Source organism: Mesorhizobium sp. BR1-1-13, assembly GCF_020165515.1.
Lineage (GTDB): Bacteria > Pseudomonadota > Alphaproteobacteria > Rhizobiales > Rhizobiaceae > Mesorhizobium.
The window spans coordinates 38980-54479 of the sequence record NZ_JAIUIH010000019.1 but is presented as its reverse complement, the minus strand read 5'-3'; the positions used below and the strand labels follow the sequence as shown (position 1 = coordinate 54479).

Here is a 15500-nt window from a genome sequence, read left to right as displayed (position 1 = left end):
TTAGCCATTTTGCCAAGTTACTAATTATTGTCAATCCCAAGGAGATGGCCATGACCAACGGCAACACCATAACGCGCGAACGCATCGCCGCGATGGAACCGCGCATCCGTCGCTATGTGCGCCACACGCCGGTGCTGCGCGTCGACATGGCCGACTTCGACCGGCCGCCGCTGGCGGTCGACCTCAAACTCGAATGCCTGCAGCATTCCGGCTCGTTCAAGGCGCGCGGTGCCTTCACCAACCTTCTCGAGCGGCCGGTCCCAGAGGCCGGCGTCGTCGCCGCCTCGGGCGGCAATCATGGAGCGGCGGTGGCGTATGCCGCCATGCGGCTCGGCCATAGGGCGACCATCTTCGTTCCGGAAGTGAGCCCGCCGGCCAAGCTGGAGCGCATCCGCGGCTACGGTGCCGAGCTGGTCGTCGGCGGCGCCCGCTATGCCGAGGCGCTGGCCGCCAGCGAACGTTTCGCCGAGCAAACCGGCGCCTTGCAGATCCACGCTTTCAACCAGGAGGAAACGCTTATCGGGCAAGGCACGCTCGGGCTGGAAATCGAGAACGACCTGCCTCAGATCGATACTTTGCTGGTCGCCGTCGGCGGCGGCGGCCTGATCGGTGGCATCGCCGCCTGGTTCGCCGGCCGTATCCGCATCGTCGCCGTCGAACCGGAGGGCGCGCCGACACTTTATCGCGCCCTCGAGGCCGGCCATCCGGTCGATGCGCCGGCCGAGGGCATCGCCGCCGATTCCCTGGCGCCCAAACGTGTCGGCGAGATGATGTTCCCGATCGCCGAGGCCTTCGTGGAACGCTCCATCCTGGTCAGCGACGACGACATCGTCGCCGCCCAGAAGGCGCTGTGGGACCGGGTGCGGATCATGTCGGAACCCGGTGGCGCCGCGGCTTTCGGCGCCATCCTGTCCGGCCGCTATGCGCCGGCACCCGGCGAACGGGTCGCCGTCCTCGTCTGCGGCGCGAACGCAGATCCGGCGAAATTCTGATCGCCGCGCCTTTCTCTCCTTCACGTTTTTCAGGAACTGCCTCGCCTTCGCCGCGTTTGCTGGGTATTCTTCGAGTCGTGAGGTTCGGGCCATCCCGCCCGCTCCCGTGGAAGGGCCGATGACGGAACGACCGATCTTCAGCAGCGATCGCGGTCTCGCCGGGCGCTTGGCGCTCAGCCGGCTGGCGACGCGGGTGTCGATGATGGTCGAACGGGGCTGGCCGCTCCTGCTGCCGCTTCTCGTCGTCGCCAGCCTGTTTCTCAGCATTTCCTGGCTAGGGCTTTTCCCGCGCCTGCCCGATGCGGCGCGCATCGGGCTGGTCGCCGCCTTCGGCGTCGCGACACTGGCTGCGCTCTACCCGCTACGCTTTTTTCGCATGCCGGGCGGCGCCGAGATCGACCGCCGCATCGAGGCGGCCAACCATTTGCTGCACCACCCCGTCCAAACCCAGACGGACCGGCCGAGCGGCCGCGAAAGCAGCTTCTCGCAGGCGCTGTGGCGCGAGCACCAGAAGCGCATGGCCGACAGACTCGACAGCCTCGGCGCCGACGTGCCGCGCACGCGCGTGCCGGAACGCGATCCCTGGGGATTGCGAGCCGTGGCGGCGCTTCTGCTCGTCACCGCCTTCGCTTTTTCGTTCGGACCGACCGGTGGCCGGGTAGCCGACGCGTTCAGCGCCCAGGACGCGCATGACGCCGTGCCGCCGCGCATCGATGCATGGGTGACGCCGCCCGCTTATACCGGCAAGCCGCCAATCTTCCTCACCGCGGATGCCAACCAGGCGGCGCCGGCCTTCCACGTTCCCGAAGGCAGCGATGTTTCGCTGCGCGTCACAGGCGGCACGGGCGAGGAGACACTTGCCTATGCCGACAAGAATGGCAATGCCCGCGCCATCGATCCCGCCGACCCGCAGGCGGCCGCGGCCAAGCCGGCGGCAAGCCCGGCAGCGCAATCCAAAGTGCGCCAGTTCATCGGCAAGCTGACGAGCGATGGCACGCTGACGCTGAAGTCGGGCGAGGACGAACTCGGCCGTTGGGCCTTCGCGGTGATCCCGGACAAGCCGCCGCAGATCCGTTTCGTCGGCGAGCCGAAGCGCGCTGTCAACGGCGCTTTCGAGCTCAACTACCAGATCGACGACGATTATGGCGCCGCCAACGCCAAGGCCGTGTTCGCGCTCGCCGATCCGCAGGCGCCCGATGCGCGTCCGCTCTACGGTCCGCCTGACATGCCGCTGACGCTGCCGCGCCGCGGCGGCAAGGCGAATGCCGCCCGGACCTCGAAGGACCTGACCGAGCACGTCTGGGCTGGCGCCGAGATCAAGTTGACGTTGGTCGCCACCGACGATGCCGGGCATACGGCGAGCAGCGAAACCAAGACATTGGTGATGCCGGAGCGGCCGTTCTCCAATCCGCTGGCGCGGGCCGTTATCGAGCAGCGCCGCCTGCTGGCGCTCGACGCCAACGCCAAGCCGCGCGTGCTCGACCTGATGGATGCGATCACGCTGCGGCCCGAGGACACGTTCGACAACATGTCCCACTACCTCGCCATCATGAGCGCGCGCAGCCGGCTGAAGATGGCCGACAGCGACGACCAGTTGCGCAACGAGGTCTCCTATCTCTGGGAAATCGCGCTCGGCATCGAGGAGGGCAATCTCTCGGCTGCCGAGAAGCGGCTGCGCCAGGCGCAGCAGGCTTTGCAGGACGCTATCAAGAACGGCGCCAGCGACGCGGAGATCGAAAAGGCGATGAAGGAACTGCGCGAGGCGATGAACCAGTTCCTGCAGGAGTTCGCCGAGCGCGCCAAGCAGAATCCCAACGCCCCGCAGATGCAGCAGAACGGCCAGGAACTGCGCCAGAGCGACATCGACCGCATGATGGACCAGATCGAGAACCTGGCGAAGTCCGGCGATCGCGACAAGGCGCAGCAATTGCTGTCGCAGCTGCAGGACATGATGAACAACCTCCAGGCCGGCCGCCAGCAGCAGGGTGGCCAGCAGGACAGCCAGATGCGCCAGCAGATGGACAAGCTCGGCGACATCCTGCGGCGCCAGCAGGAGATGATGAACGACACCTTCCGCATGGATCAGATGCAACGCGGCGAGCGCCAGCGCGGCCAGAACCGCGATGAACAGCTCGGCGAAGGCGGCGGCGAGGATCAGGACAGGCCGGGCGCAGGCGAGAACCGCGATCCGCTCGCCGGGCAAAAGCCGATGACGCCGCAGGAATTCGCCGACGCGCTGAAGCAGTTGCAGGAAGGCCAAGGCCAGTTGAAGAACGACCTCGAGCAGTTGAAGAAGGGGCTCGAGGGGATGGGCATGGAGCCCAATGAAGGATTTGGCGAGGCCGGCAAGTCAATGGGCAATGCCGAGCAGGCCCTGGGCGATGGTGAAGGTGACCAGGCCGTTGGCCACCAGGGCCGCGCGCTGGAGGCGCTGCGCAAGGGCGCCAAGGACATGATGAAGCAGATGCAGGCGATGCAGGGCGACGAAGGCGGCAGCGAGGAAGGCGGTCGCCAGCAGAACGCCGATCGCGATCCGCTCGGCCGGCCGCGCGCCAGCCAGGGTCCCGATTTCGGCGATTCGGTGAAGGTGCCGGACGAGATCGACGTGCAGCGCGCCCGCCAGATCCTGGAAGCGATCCGCAAACGGCTCGGCAATGCGCTCAGCCCCGACATCGAGCGCAGCTATCTGGAACGGTTGCTGGAACTGAAATAGGGATCGCCGCCGCGACATCGGCCTGTAATTCGGGAGCGGCTGCAACATCATGCCCAAATTCGGCACAGTGACGCCCATCCTGCGCATCTTCGACATTGCCAAGGCCCATGAGTTTTACGTCGGCTTTCTCGGCTTCGAGGTGCTGTGGGAGCACCGCTTTGACGACAACGCGCCGCTTTACATGGCGGTCGGCCGTGACGGCTGCATCCTGCATCTGAGCGAACACCATGGCGACGGCGCGCCCGGCATCGCCATGCGCATCAAGGTCGAGGACATCGCCGCCCTGCATAGCGAAATGATCGGCAAAGCATACCGTTTCGCCAGGCCGGGCCTGGAAGAGACGCCGTGGAAGACCCGCGAGGTGTCGGTTGCCGATCCGTTCGGCAACCGGCTGCATTTCTACGAGGATGCGGCCGGCTGAGTCTGCCTGTTGACGAACGCCTCGCGGATCGCCTCTTGCATACCGTCGATCGCCTCGCCCGACGCATTCGGGTTACGATGCATCACCACATTCGAGGAATCGATGTCCCCGAAACCGTCGGCCGACGTCAACTCCCGGCAACCGCCCGGAATGTTGCTGCGCGAAATCGGTGCGATCGCCAGACCCGAGGTCACGGCAAGCTTCAGGCCGCCGGTCGTGTCGCTGGTGTAGGCGACACGATAGCCAAGCCCGCGCTGTTCGAGCGATTTGATGGCGAAATCCTTGCACCAGCCGGCCCGGTTATAGAGAGCGATCGGCACCGGACGCTCCTCATGCATGTTATGCAGGATCGATGTCACCCACACCGTCGGATCATGCATCAGCACTTCGCCTCCTGAAGGATCCTGCCATTCGAACACCACGCAAAGATCGAGTTCGCCGGCGGCTAGCGCCGCTATCTGCGCCCCCGAATGAGCATAGCGCACGGTGACCTCGACCTTGGTGTGACGCTTCGAGAACGCGCCGAGCGCGCGCGACAGGATGGCATGGCCGTATTCTTCCGGAATGCCGATCCGCACCGGCCCGCCGAGCGGCGCGGCCGCCATCGACGCTGCCGTCTCGTCGAGCAGCGAGACGATGCGGCGGGCATTGACAATCAGCTCGCCGCCGCGCCGCGTCAGCGCCACGCCGCGCGACCCGCGCTCGAACAGGCTGTCGCCGATGACGCTTTCGAGCTTCTTCATCTGCATCGAAACCGCCGATTGGGTGCGACCGGCCTGCTCGGCCGCCTTGGTGAAATTGCCTGCTTCGACAATGGCCACGAAGGTGCGCAGGAGATCGCTGTCGAGAGTGGGCCGCATCCCGTCCGCCATAAGGAATTTTGATTGCTGATATCATTCCAATTCGTTTGCAACATGTCAAACACGGGATGATAGTTGCTTCACCCATTGGATATGTGGCTGAGGATTCGGCCACGGGCCAATCAAGAGTCCTCACTCATGCCCGCTGCCCGAAACGGTGGCGGGTTCTTTTTAGCTTGCTGCAAGCTTGCTTGCGCCCTGGTACGGGAGCTTGGGACCCTCATGCGCAATCGGATGGTGCTCGGCATGATGAGCCTGTGCCTGGGCGTGTTGGTCTTCTCGCTGCAAGACCCGCTCGTCAAGGCGGTGTCGGGCGGCTACCCCGTGACCGAGGTGATGGCCATCCGCGCGATCGTCGCCCTGCCGATCCTGATTGTCCTCGTCCATGCCGATGTCGGGCTGCGGGCGATCCTGTCGCGGCGGTTCGGCATGCTGACCATGCGCGCCTTCATTCAGTTCACCTCCTACACCATGTACTACCTCGCCATCGCCGCCTTGCCCCTGGCCGATGCCGTGGCGCTCTATTTCATGGCCCCGCTGTGCATCATGGTGCTGGCCGGGCCCTATCTTGGCGAACGGGTCTCCTGGCAGACGCTGGCGACCGTGTTGATCGGGCTGCTTGGCGTCGTCGTGATGCTGCGCCCGGGTGCGGGACTGTTCGACTGGGCGGCGCTGCTGTCGCTGGGTTCCGCGGTGCTCTACGGCTTCTCGCAACTGATGGCGCGCAAGATCGGCGACACCGAATCCTCAACCGTGATGGCCTTCTACCAGAACGGTGCCTATCTCGCCGGCGCGGCACTGGTCGCAAGCCTGTTCTGGCTTGCCGGCATCAATCATGCCGCCCATCCCAGCCTGGAATTCCTGGTGCGCCCGTGGCTGTGGCCGACAGTGCCGGATTTCCTCAAGATGGCCGCCTGCGGCTTCGTCGCTTCCGCCGGCATGATCTTGCTGTCGCAGGCCTACCGGATGGCGCCGGCAAACCGCGTCGCCACCTTCGAATACACCGGCATCCTGTGGTCGCCGCTGTGGGGTTTTCTGTTCTTCGCCGAAGTGCCGCGGTCGACGACCGTGATCGGCGCCGCTCTTATCATCGGAGCTGGCCTCTTGGCGCTCAACACCGAACGGCGCAACCCCCCGGTGCTCGTCGCTGCCGATCCCGCCTGATCAGGCGAAAATGCTCAGCGCCCGTTCGACGCGTGAACGGATTTCGGCCAGCGTGAACGGCTTCTGCACGACGTCGAGGATGATGCCGTTCAGTTCCTCGGCGCGCTCGCGCTGATCGGCATAGCCGGTCATCAGCAGGATCTTCATCGACGGGAAAAGTGCCGAAGCTGCAATCGCCATCTCGATGCCGTCCATCTCGGGCATGCGGATGTCGGAGACGACGAGATCGTAGCCGCCCTTCGCGGCGCGTATCAGCGCCAGTCCTTGCGCGCCGTCGGCGGCGATGTCGATTGCGTGCCCGGCGCGTTCGAGCGCCCGGGCTGCGAGTGTGCGGACGGACTCATCGTCCTCAACGATCAGGAGCTTTGCCATGGCCGGCATATTTGGCGAGCAAATGTTGACTTTTTCTGAAGGGCCCGGCGCTCCGGGATGGGTTATTTTCTTGAAACCGTTAAGCCCTTTTTCAGTATTTGCCGCGGCCTCAGGCATCGCCTTTGACGACGCCGACGAACGGCAGTTCGCGAAAGGCGTGCGCGACATCCATGCCGTAGCCGACGACGAAATAGTCGGGGCAGTCGAAGCCGACATAATCGGCATTGAGGGTGGTCTGGCGGCGCATGCGCTTGTCGAGCAGCACCGCGATGGCGCAGCTTTTGGCGCCACGCGACAGCATCAGGTCGCGGGTGAAGCTCAGCGTCTTGCCCGACTCCAGAATGTCGTCGATCAGAAGCACGTCGCGGCCGGCGACCTCGTTGTCGATGTCGCGCAGCACTCTCACCTCGCCGCTTGTGGTGCCGGCGCCGTAGCTGGAGATGAAGATGAACTCGACCTCCGGCGACAGGCCGACATCATGCATGGCGCGAATGAGGTCTGCGGCGAAGATGAACGAGCCCTTCAGCACCGAGATCACCAGAAGATCGTGATAGTCGTGCCCGGCGATCTCCTTGGCGAGTTCGAGATTGCGCCGGGCGATGGCCGACGCCGAAAACAGGACCTCGATGTCCTTGCCCCGCACAACTGGCATTCTTCGTCCCTTCAAGATTTTCAAAGGCCTTCGCGCACCGCAAGCGCTGACATCAGCCGTTTGCCGGCCGGCCTCACCTGTCGCACATGCTATTCAGCGAAGGTGACCGACACCGTCCTTACGCCGTTTCTAGGCACGTCGAGCCGGCTGGCAAAGCCGAATCTTTCACTTGGCGCCAATGAGCGGCTGGATGTCCCCAAAGTATAGCGCGTTGTGCGCCCGTCATTGCCGGTGACGCGGATCTCGAGCGGCGGCAACGTCGCCGGACTTGCTCCGTCATTGGCAGCCTCGCCGTCGACGAACAGCACGGGGCTCGCTCCGGAGGCGTCCACGCGTGACGTCACTCCTGAAATGCTCAACGCCGAGGCCGGTCCGCCCGCGAGGGGCGGCGCCTGGCGCACCAGTGCATGCCCGCCGGAGACCCAGAAGGCGGCGAAGGCGGCGCCGATACCGGCGATCCAGAAGATCGGCCCGCCGCGCGACGCCGGTGGCCGCTCCGCCGGCGGCTCGGGCTTGCGCAGCATGTCCATGCCTTCGAGGGATGGCATGGACATCACGCGCTGCGGCGAAATAGCTTCGGCACAGGGCGCGGCGCGCGGCACCACCACATAGTCGGCATCGACGATATCCGCCGCGCCAGCACGCAGGATACGCTCCGGCGCGGCATTTGCCGGCGGATCGGCCATGATTTCGCCGGAAACCGGGCGCGCGGTTCGATCCTCAGCCATCATGGCCCCAGCATTGCAGCACGTTCGCTTTTCGTTTCTTTTGCGTAAAGGCAAATGGTTAACGCTTCCCCACCGGAGCCCTTGTGACGAGCCGAAACAACCCACCGATTAACCGCCGGTTAACCATGCCGGCCGATGGTCTTTTCCGAGAACAGGCCGGCTTGCCGCCGACGGATTCAGATTTCAGGTCAAATCGACCTGAAATCTGAATCCGCCTCCGAATTAGAGTGATAGAGCATGATGTCGCCCGAAAACCGCCTCACACTTTTCGGCATCACGCTCTAGGAATTTCAGGTCGCCGAAATTGATTCGCTTCGAAAATGTCGGCCTCCGCTATGGCATGGGTCCGGAAATCCTCCGCGACATCTCCCTGCACATACCGGAGCGTTCCTTCCAGTTCCTGAGCGGGCCTTCGGGTGCCGGCAAGACGACGTTGCTGCGCCTTCTGTTCATGTCACTGAAGCCGACGCGTGGGCTGATCACCATCTTCGGCAAGGATCGCTCGCGCATCTCGCGCGCCGAACTGCCGCATCTCAGGCGCCGCATCGGCGTGGTGTTCCAGGATTTCCGCCTGCTCGACCACATGACCACCTATGAGAATGTCGCGTTGCCCTTGCGCGTGCGCGGGCGCGAGGAAGCGAGCTACCGCACCGACGTGACCGAGCTGTTGAAATGGGTCGGGCTCGGCGAACGCATGCATGTGCTGCCGCCGGTGCTATCGGGCGGGGAGAAGCAGCGCGCGGCGATCGCCCGCGCCCTGATCGAGCAGCCGGAAATCCTGCTGGCCGACGAGCCGACCGGCAATGTCGATCCGCCGCTGGCGCGGCGCCTGCTCAGGCTCTTCATCGAACTCAACCGCCTGGGCACCGCCGTGGTGATCGCGACCCACGATCTCGGCCTGATGGAGCAGGTCGATGCGCGCCGCATGATCCTGGCCGGCGGGAGGCTTGATATCTATGACTGAGCTTTCCGCCGAACACCTCGACGCACAGGCCGACGAAGCGGCCGCGCCAAGGCCGCGCGTCCAGCGCAAGATGGCGCCCATCGTGCCGGCGCAGAACATCGCCGGCCGCGCCCTGGTGCTGGTCATCGCCATCATGACCTTCCTGTCCTGCCTGACCTTCGGCGCGGTTACCCTGGTGCGCGACACCGCCTCGGTCTGGGAAAACCAGATCTCGCGCGAGGCGACGATCCAGATCAAGCCGGTCGACGGCCTCGACATGGAGGCAGCCCTTGCCCAGGCCTCGCAGATCGCCGCCGAATTCCCCGGCGTGAAGGCGACCAGGATCATCGACCGCGACGCCACCGCCAGATTGCTGGAGCCATGGCTGGGTTCGGGCCTCAACATCGACGAACTGCCGGTGCCGCGGCTGATCATCGTCACCATCGACGAGAACAACCCGCCCGATTTCGCCGCCATGCGCGCCGCGATCACGCCGAAGCTGCCGAGCGCATCGCTTGACGATCACCGCACCTGGGTGGACCGGCTGGTGGCCATGGCCCGCACCACGGTGACCATCGGTATCGCGGTGCTGGCGCTGATGCTCTCGGCGACGGTGCTGACCGTGGTGTTCGCCACGCGCGGCGCCATGGCCGGCAACGGCCACATCATCGAGGTGCTGCATTTCGTCGGCGCCGAAGCGCGTTTCATCGCCCGCGAGTTCCGCCGCCATTTCCTGATCACCGGCATGAAGGGCGCGGCCGCCGGCGGAGCCGCCGCGGTCGCCGTCTTCATCGTCTTTTCCTGGTGGTCCTCGCGCAACATGGCGACCCCGCAGGCCGACCAGGCGACTGCGCTATTCGGCAACTTCGCCATCGGCTCGGCCGGCTATCTCGGTGTCGTGCTGATGGTGCTGGTCATCGGCGGGCTGACGGCTGCAACCTCGCACGCCACCGTCGTCGCCTATCTCAGCGACATCGACGTCCGCCAGCCTGAGGCATGACGACGGCACCCAAGCAGGATCGATCACGCATGAAGAACCGCCGTAACGCAAATTGCGATTTTTACCTACCAAAGGCCGCATTTCGGGATTAACCATGCCATGATGGAGGTGCGGGACTCGACCAGTACCGTTGGATCGATGCCGGCGTTGGCGGCGCGTCCGCATGGACGCGGCCGGGTTTCGGCCGTGCTGCGCGTTTCTTCTTTCGCCTTGCTTGCCCTGGTCGCCCTGTTTGCCGGCGGCTTCGGCTGGTTCGCCAACACTGTCAGTCATCTGACCACCCCTGCCAACCCGGCCAGGGCCGACGCGATCATCGTGTTGACCGGCGGCCAATCGCGCCTCGATGCGGCGATGGAGCTGCTGGCGTCCGGCAAGGGCGCGCGGCTTTTGATCAGCGGTGTGCATCCCTCGGCCAGCAGACGTCAGCTTCAGGCCGCGACCGGCGGTGACATCAGGCTGTTTTCCTGCTGCGTCGACATCGACCGCGCCGCGCTCGACACGATCGGCAATGCCGAGGAAAGCGCCAAATGGGTCGAGAGCCATGCCTATGGCACGGTGATCCTTGTAACCAACAATTACCACATGCCGCGCAGCCTGCTCGAAATGGGCCGGCTGCTGCACAAGGCCAAGCTCGAACCCTATCCGGTGGTCAACAGCAATCTCGACAATGGCGGCTGGCTGACCAAGCCACGGGCACTGCGCGTGCTGTTCACCGAATACAACAAATATCTGCTGGCTTTGGCGCGCGGCATCGTTCCGGTGAAGCCGACGCCGGACGGCATAGCGTTGGCCGAGATCGCCGCCGGCAGCTGAACCTGCCTCGGCGCCTCGTCATTTGGTGACGACGGATCCCGGCGCCTGCCGCAGGCGAGCGACTTCCTGTTCGAGCCGTTCGATCCGCCTGTCCCGTTCGGCCAGCGCCGCCGCCACATCGGCGGCCTCGAAACGCTGCGGAATGTGCTGCGGACAATTGGCATCCCAGGTCGCCACGGTGAACAGGATGACCTGTTCGGGCCGTGCCGCATAATCCCGCGGCATCAGCCTCGCCATCAGCTCGGCGTCGCCTTCCACCACGCGCGCGCTGCCCCAGATCTTGACGCGCCGGCGATGGGCATAGTCGATGAGGAACAGGAAGGCCTGCGGATTGTCGGCGAGATTGCCCTGGGTGATGAACTGTCTGTTGCCGGCGAAATCGGCGAAGCCGATCGTCTTTTCATCGAGCACTTTGAGGAAGCCGGCCGGCCCGCCGCGATGCTGGATATAGGGCTGGCCAACACCGTTGGCCGTCGACAGGAAGACGCTGGTCTGCATCTCGATGAAGGCCGCAAGGTCCGATGTAATCACCGACTGCCAGCCACCGCGCTCCTCGACCCGGGAATAGGCCTGGCGAGAGCCCTTGCGGGCTTGGATCGCCTTGACGGTCGGCGTGAAAGCGACGTCGCTGGTGAAAGCATGCGCGTCCATCGATAGCCTTTCTTGCCGGAGAGGTTAAAGCCCGAGTTCCGACAGCGAGGGATGGTCGTCCGGCCGCCGGCCGAGCGGCCAGTGATATTTACGGTCGGCAGCGCCGATCGGCAGGTCGTTGATGCTGGCGATGCGCAGTCGCATCAGCCCATGTTCGTCGAATTCCCAGTTCTCATTGCCATAGCTGCGGAACCAGGAGCCGCTGTCGTCATGCCATTCATAGGCGAAACGCACGGCGATACGGTTGCCATGGAAAGCCCAGACCTCCTTGATCAACCGGTAGTCGAGTTCCCGGCTCCATTTGCGCGTCAGGAAAGCCTGGATGGCATCGCGGCCTTGCAGGAACTCGGCACGGTTGCGCCAGCGGCTGTCTGCCGTATAGGCAAGCGCGACACGGGCTGGATCGCGCGAGTTCCAGGCATCCTCGGCCATGCGCGCCTTCTGCGCGGCGGTTTCCGCGGTGAATGGCGGCAGCGGCGGGCGGTCTTGCGACATGATGATTCCTTTCTTGACCCAGGCCGTCTGCGTCGCGGCCAATATGGAGGCTTCCATCAAGCAGATGTAGATGCCATATTTGTAATCTATCCTTCCAATTTCCGGAAGAAACCATGGACCGGCTCGAAGCCATGTCGCTTTTTGTCGCCGCGGCGGAGGCCGGCAGCCTGTCTGCCGCCGCGCGCCGTTTTTGCATTCCGCTGGCGACGGTCAGCCGCAAGGTTTCCGACCTGGAACGGCATCTCAAGACTCGCCTTCTGAACCGCTCGACGCGCCGGCTGACGCTGACCGATGCCGGTCAGGCCTATCTGGTCGCCTGCCGCCGCATCCTGGGCGAGGTCGGCGAGGCCGAGCGCATGGCGGCCGGCGAATACAGCGCCCCGACGGGCGAACTGGCCATCACCGCGCCGGTCGTCTTCGGCCGCCTGCACGTGCTGCCGGTGGTGACCGGCTTCCTCGCCGCCTATCCCGACGTGGACATCCGCCTGACGCTGGCCGACCGCATAACCCGGTTGGTCGAGGACCATTTCGACCTCGCCATCCGCATCGGCCGGCTTTCCGACTCCAGTTTTGTCGCCATGCGCATCGGTACGATCCGCCATGTCGTTTGCGCGAGCCCCGGCTATCTGGCCGAACGCGGCGCCCCGACGGCGCTTGCGGACCTCGAGGCCCACAGCTGCATTACCTTCGAAGGGCCGGGCGCGCTCTCGACATGGAGCTTTACCGCAGGGAAGACCGAGATGCCGGTTCGGGTCCGCTCGCGGCTTCAGGTCAACACCGCCGAAGCGGCGATCGATGCCGCACTCGCCGGCGTCGGGCTGACGAGGGTGCTGTCCTACCAGATCGACGCGGCGGTGCGGTCAGGCGCGCTGCGCGTGCTGCTGCGGGAGTTCGAACCGGAACCCTGGCCGGTAAGCCTGGTGCACGCAGGCCACGGCCTGCTGCCGGTCAAGCTGCGCGCATTTCTCGACTTCGCCGCCCCGCGCCTGAAAGAAAGACTGGCGCGGCTGATCTAGCGCGGCTGGGCCTTCGGGCGAGGCCGAAACGCTTTTCGGCGCCATTTCGGGGCATCTTCGGCCATTTCCTTTTTGCGCCCGCTTGGTGTAACCAACGCACACCTCTTTACCGGGCCTCCCCCAATGCTCCAAGTCCGATCGCTGGCGTTCAATTTCGTCTTCTACGTCAATCTGATCGTCCAGATGATCCTCTGGACTCCCTATTATTTCCTGTCGCCGCGCCATCGCGCCTGGTTCGTGCCGAAGTTCTGGTCGCGCACCTCGATGTGGCTCTACGACAAGATCGCCGGGACGAAGAGCGACATCACCGGGCTGGAAAATCTGCCCGAAGGCTCTTTCATCCTGGCGCCCAAGCACCAGTCCTTCTGGGACGCGATCGCCTTCTTCCCCTATCTGCAGGATCCGCTCTACATCCTGAAGCGCGAGCTGACCTGGATTCCGTTCTTTGGCTGGTACATCCTGAAAATGCGCATGATCCCGGTCGACCGCGGCAGCCGCTCAAAGGCGCTGAAGGCGGTGGTTGCGGCGACAAAGGAAGAAATCGCGCGCAACCCGCGGCAGCTCATCATCTATCCCGAAGGCACCCGCCGCGCGCCCGGCGACGAACCCGCCTACAAATACGGCATCGTCGAAATCTATGCGCAGCTCGGCATTCCCGTGGTGCCGGTCGCCCATGTTGCCGGCCTCTATTGGCCGCGCCGCAAGTTCCTGCGCTATCCCGGCACCATCAAGGCGCGCTTCCTGCCGCCGATCCCGCCGGGCCTGGACAAGGAGGAATTCATGCGGCGGCTGATCGGCGAAACCGAAACCGCCTGCGACCAATTCCTCATCGACGCATCCCGTGCACCCAATCCGCCTGCTTTGCCGCCGACGGCGGTCAAGCGGCTGCGGGAACTCGGCGCCAAAGCCTGAAGTGCGGCCTTCGGCGCGCCGATGGCGGCTCGCGCAACGTTCAGGCGAACACAGCCAGTGCGGTCGTCAGCACCAGCGTCGCGGCAAAGACCAGATTGATGATGCGCGAGGCCACCGGCCTGCGAAGGAAGCGCGCGAAAGCCGCCCCCGCAAGCAGCCACACGGCATGGATGGCGACGATCATGAATGCGAGAGCGGCGAGCTTCGGCCCGGTGCCTATGGCGCCGGCGCCCCTATCCGCGGACGCGCCGGCGAACACCGCGGCGATTGCCACATAAGCCTTGGGGTTGGCCACCGCCAGCAGGAAGCCGCCGGCGAATGTCGGTCGTGCGGCCTCGCCGGCACGCGCCGCCAGGGGCGGCGCGGTCGCGATCTTGAACGCGAGATAGAGGATATAGGCAGCCGACGCCGCGACCAGCAGCGGAGCGAGCCGCGGCATCGCGGCAAGCATCGCGCTCACTCCGCTTGCCACGACCAGAAGCACGGCGATCGTGCCCAGGATCACCCCCAAGGCGTAGCTCAGGGAATGGCGCAGGCCGAATGCCGCGCCGACGGCGGTGACGCTTATCGTCGCCGGCCCCGGGCTGCCCATGACGACCGTGGCGGCAAGCATCAGCGCAACGAGCTGACGCCACAGATCCGGCTGCGAAAAAAGCGGGCCTGCCATCCACGCCTCCTGTCTTGCCAAGCGTCAATGACGGTATGGCAAGGCCGGGGCGACCGTCTTGGACGATCGTGCGCGCTGTTGGCGGCTCAGCCGCTCGCCTTGTCGAGCTCGGCCATGTCGTCGGCGCTGAGCTCCAGCGACGCCGCCCTGATCAGGCTGTCCATCTGTTCAGGCTTGGTGGCGCTGGCGATCGGCGCGGTGACGCCCGGCCGGGCAATGACCCAGGCAAGCGCCACTTCCGCCTGTTTGGCCGAATGCCTGGCGGACACCGCATCGAGTGCCGCGAGGATGCGCATGCCGCGCGCATCGAGGTAGTCCTTCACGTCGCCGCCGCGCGGACTTTGACCGAGATCGGCCTCGCTGCGGTATTTGCCGCTCAAGAAACCCTTGGCCAGGCTGAAATAGGTGATGACGCCGATATCCTCGGCCATGCAGAGATCGCGCAGCGGGCCATCGAACGACGAGCGGTCGTAGAGATTGTATTCCGGCTGCAGCACTTCATAGCGGGGCAGGCTGCGCAGGCTTGCCACGTCGAGCGCGGCGCGCAACTGACCGGCGTCGAGATTCGAGCAGCCGGCATAACGGATCTTGCCCTTGGCGAGCAGCTTTTCATAGGCGCCGAGGGTTTCCTCATAGGGCGTGGTCGGATCCGGCCAGTGCGACAGATAAAGATCGATGAACTCGGTCTGCAGCCGCTTCAGCGAAGCATCGACGGCCTTTTCGATGTAAGCGGCGGAGAGGTCCTTGTGGCCCTGTCCCATGTCCGAGCCGACTTTGGTGATCACCACGACCTTATCGCGGTTGCCCCGGTCCTTCATCCATTTGCCGATGATGGTTTCCGATTCGCCGCCCTGGTGGCCGGGCACCCAGCGCGAATAGGCGTCCGCTGTGTCGACCGCGTTCAGGCCAGCGCCGACGAAGCGGTCGAGCAGGTCGAAGGACGTCTTCTCGTCGGCGGTCCAGCCGAAGACATTGCCGCCCAGAACCAGGGGCGCGATGGAAAGGTCGGTGCGACCGAGACGGCGTTTCTGCAAGGCTGATCTCCGTGGGTGGGATTGGGCGGCTGCCGCCCATTGCGGGTTCGAGGCCTAAGCTAGGTCT

The 15500-nt window shown here is 64.9% G+C and carries 17 protein-coding genes; 9 read left to right on the top strand and 8 right to left on the bottom strand.

What is annotated here, in order from left to right; all coding sequences use genetic code 11:
• Positions 1 to 50 precede the first annotated feature (50 nt).
• From LB533_RS28735 to LB533_RS28725, 3 genes are all read left to right on the top strand, one after another.
• Positions 51 to 992: a threonine/serine dehydratase gene (locus LB533_RS28735; protein WP_224678773.1), complete on the top strand. Its 942-nt coding sequence runs from the start codon at positions 51 to 53 to the stop codon at positions 990 to 992.
• A gap of 118 nt (positions 993 to 1110) precedes the next feature.
• Positions 1111 to 3705, top strand: a complete 2595-nt coding sequence (locus tag LB533_RS28730; RefSeq protein ID WP_224678772.1) for a TIGR02302 family protein — start codon at positions 1111 to 1113, stop codon at positions 3703 to 3705.
• Between the two features lie 49 nt (positions 3706 to 3754).
• Entirely contained in the window at positions 3755 to 4126 is a 372-nt protein-coding gene (locus LB533_RS28725; RefSeq protein ID WP_224678771.1) for a glyoxalase superfamily protein, read from the top strand.
• Here LB533_RS28725 and LB533_RS28720 read toward each other — a convergent pair.
• On the bottom strand, positions 4105 to 4986 hold the full coding sequence (locus LB533_RS28720; protein WP_224678770.1) for a LysR family transcriptional regulator: 882 nt from the start codon (positions 4984 to 4986) through the stop codon (positions 4105 to 4107). The two genes, LB533_RS28725 and LB533_RS28720, sit on opposite strands and share 22 nt — an antisense overlap.
• Before the next feature lie 222 nt (positions 4987 to 5208).
• Between LB533_RS28720 and LB533_RS28715 the strand changes: the two genes are divergently transcribed.
• Positions 5209 to 6150 (top strand): DMT family transporter, encoded by a 942-nt coding sequence (locus tag LB533_RS28715; protein ID WP_224678769.1) that lies wholly within the window; start codon positions 5209 to 5211, stop codon positions 6148 to 6150.
• On the opposite strand, the gene LB533_RS28710 is transcribed toward LB533_RS28715, so the two are convergent.
• The 3 genes from LB533_RS28710 to LB533_RS28700 form a co-directional block, all read right to left on the bottom strand.
• A complete protein-coding gene (locus LB533_RS28710) occupies positions 6151 to 6522 on the bottom strand; it encodes a response regulator (protein ID WP_224659054.1) in 372 nt (123 codons plus the stop codon).
• A gap of 109 nt (positions 6523 to 6631) precedes the next feature.
• Positions 6632 to 7174, bottom strand: a complete 543-nt coding sequence (gene hpt, locus LB533_RS28705; protein WP_140640244.1) for a hypoxanthine phosphoribosyltransferase — start codon at positions 7172 to 7174, stop codon at positions 6632 to 6634.
• Positions 7175 to 7263: 89 nt separating this feature from the next.
• The gene (locus tag LB533_RS28700; protein ID WP_140640242.1) at positions 7264 to 7905 is read right to left on the bottom strand and encodes a hypothetical protein; all 642 of its coding nucleotides are present in this window, start codon (positions 7903 to 7905) and stop codon (positions 7264 to 7266) included.
• A 301-nt stretch (positions 7906 to 8206) separates the two neighbouring features.
• On the opposite strand from LB533_RS28700, the gene ftsE reads away from it, so the two are divergent.
• From ftsE to LB533_RS28685, 3 genes are all read left to right on the top strand, one after another.
• Entirely contained in the window at positions 8207 to 8866 is a 660-nt protein-coding gene (gene ftsE, locus LB533_RS28695) for a cell division ATP-binding protein FtsE (RefSeq protein ID WP_027023302.1), read from the top strand.
• Complete coding sequence (locus LB533_RS28690; protein ID WP_140640240.1) at positions 8859 to 9845, top strand: cell division protein FtsX; 987 nt, start codon at positions 8859 to 8861, stop codon at positions 9843 to 9845. Before ftsE ends, LB533_RS28690 begins: the two co-directional genes overlap by 8 nt.
• Positions 9846 to 9944: 99 nt before the next feature.
• A complete protein-coding gene (locus tag LB533_RS28685; protein ID WP_140640238.1) occupies positions 9945 to 10658 on the top strand; it encodes a YdcF family protein in 714 nt (237 codons plus the stop codon).
• An 18-nt stretch (positions 10659 to 10676) separates the two neighbouring features.
• On the opposite strand, the gene LB533_RS28680 is transcribed toward LB533_RS28685, so the two are convergent.
• Both LB533_RS28680 and LB533_RS28675 read right to left on the bottom strand, forming a co-directional pair.
• Positions 10677 to 11309, bottom strand: a complete 633-nt coding sequence (locus LB533_RS28680; protein ID WP_140560175.1) for a pyridoxamine 5'-phosphate oxidase family protein — start codon at positions 11307 to 11309, stop codon at positions 10677 to 10679.
• A 24-nt stretch (positions 11310 to 11333) separates the two neighbouring features.
• On the bottom strand, positions 11334 to 11804 hold the full coding sequence (locus tag LB533_RS28675) for a DUF1348 family protein (RefSeq protein WP_140640236.1): 471 nt from the start codon (positions 11802 to 11804) through the stop codon (positions 11334 to 11336).
• Between the two features lie 113 nt (positions 11805 to 11917).
• On the opposite strand from LB533_RS28675, the gene LB533_RS28670 reads away from it, so the two are divergent.
• Together LB533_RS28670 and LB533_RS28665 are read left to right on the top strand one after the other, a co-directional pair.
• Positions 11918 to 12820, top strand: a complete 903-nt coding sequence (locus LB533_RS28670; protein ID WP_140640234.1) for a LysR family transcriptional regulator — start codon at positions 11918 to 11920, stop codon at positions 12818 to 12820.
• Between the two features lie 123 nt (positions 12821 to 12943).
• Entirely contained in the window at positions 12944 to 13732 is a 789-nt protein-coding gene (locus tag LB533_RS28665; RefSeq protein ID WP_140500784.1) for a lysophospholipid acyltransferase family protein, read from the top strand.
• A 40-nt stretch (positions 13733 to 13772) separates the two neighbouring features.
• Here LB533_RS28665 and LB533_RS28660 read toward each other — a convergent pair whose 3' ends face one another.
• Entirely contained in the window at positions 13773 to 14399 is a 627-nt protein-coding gene (locus LB533_RS28660) for a LysE family translocator (RefSeq protein WP_140640232.1), read from the bottom strand.
• A gap of 86 nt (positions 14400 to 14485) precedes the next feature.
• Positions 14486 to 15433, bottom strand: a complete 948-nt coding sequence (locus LB533_RS28655; protein WP_140640230.1) for an aldo/keto reductase — start codon at positions 15431 to 15433, stop codon at positions 14486 to 14488.
• Positions 15434 to 15500 lie beyond the last annotated feature (67 nt).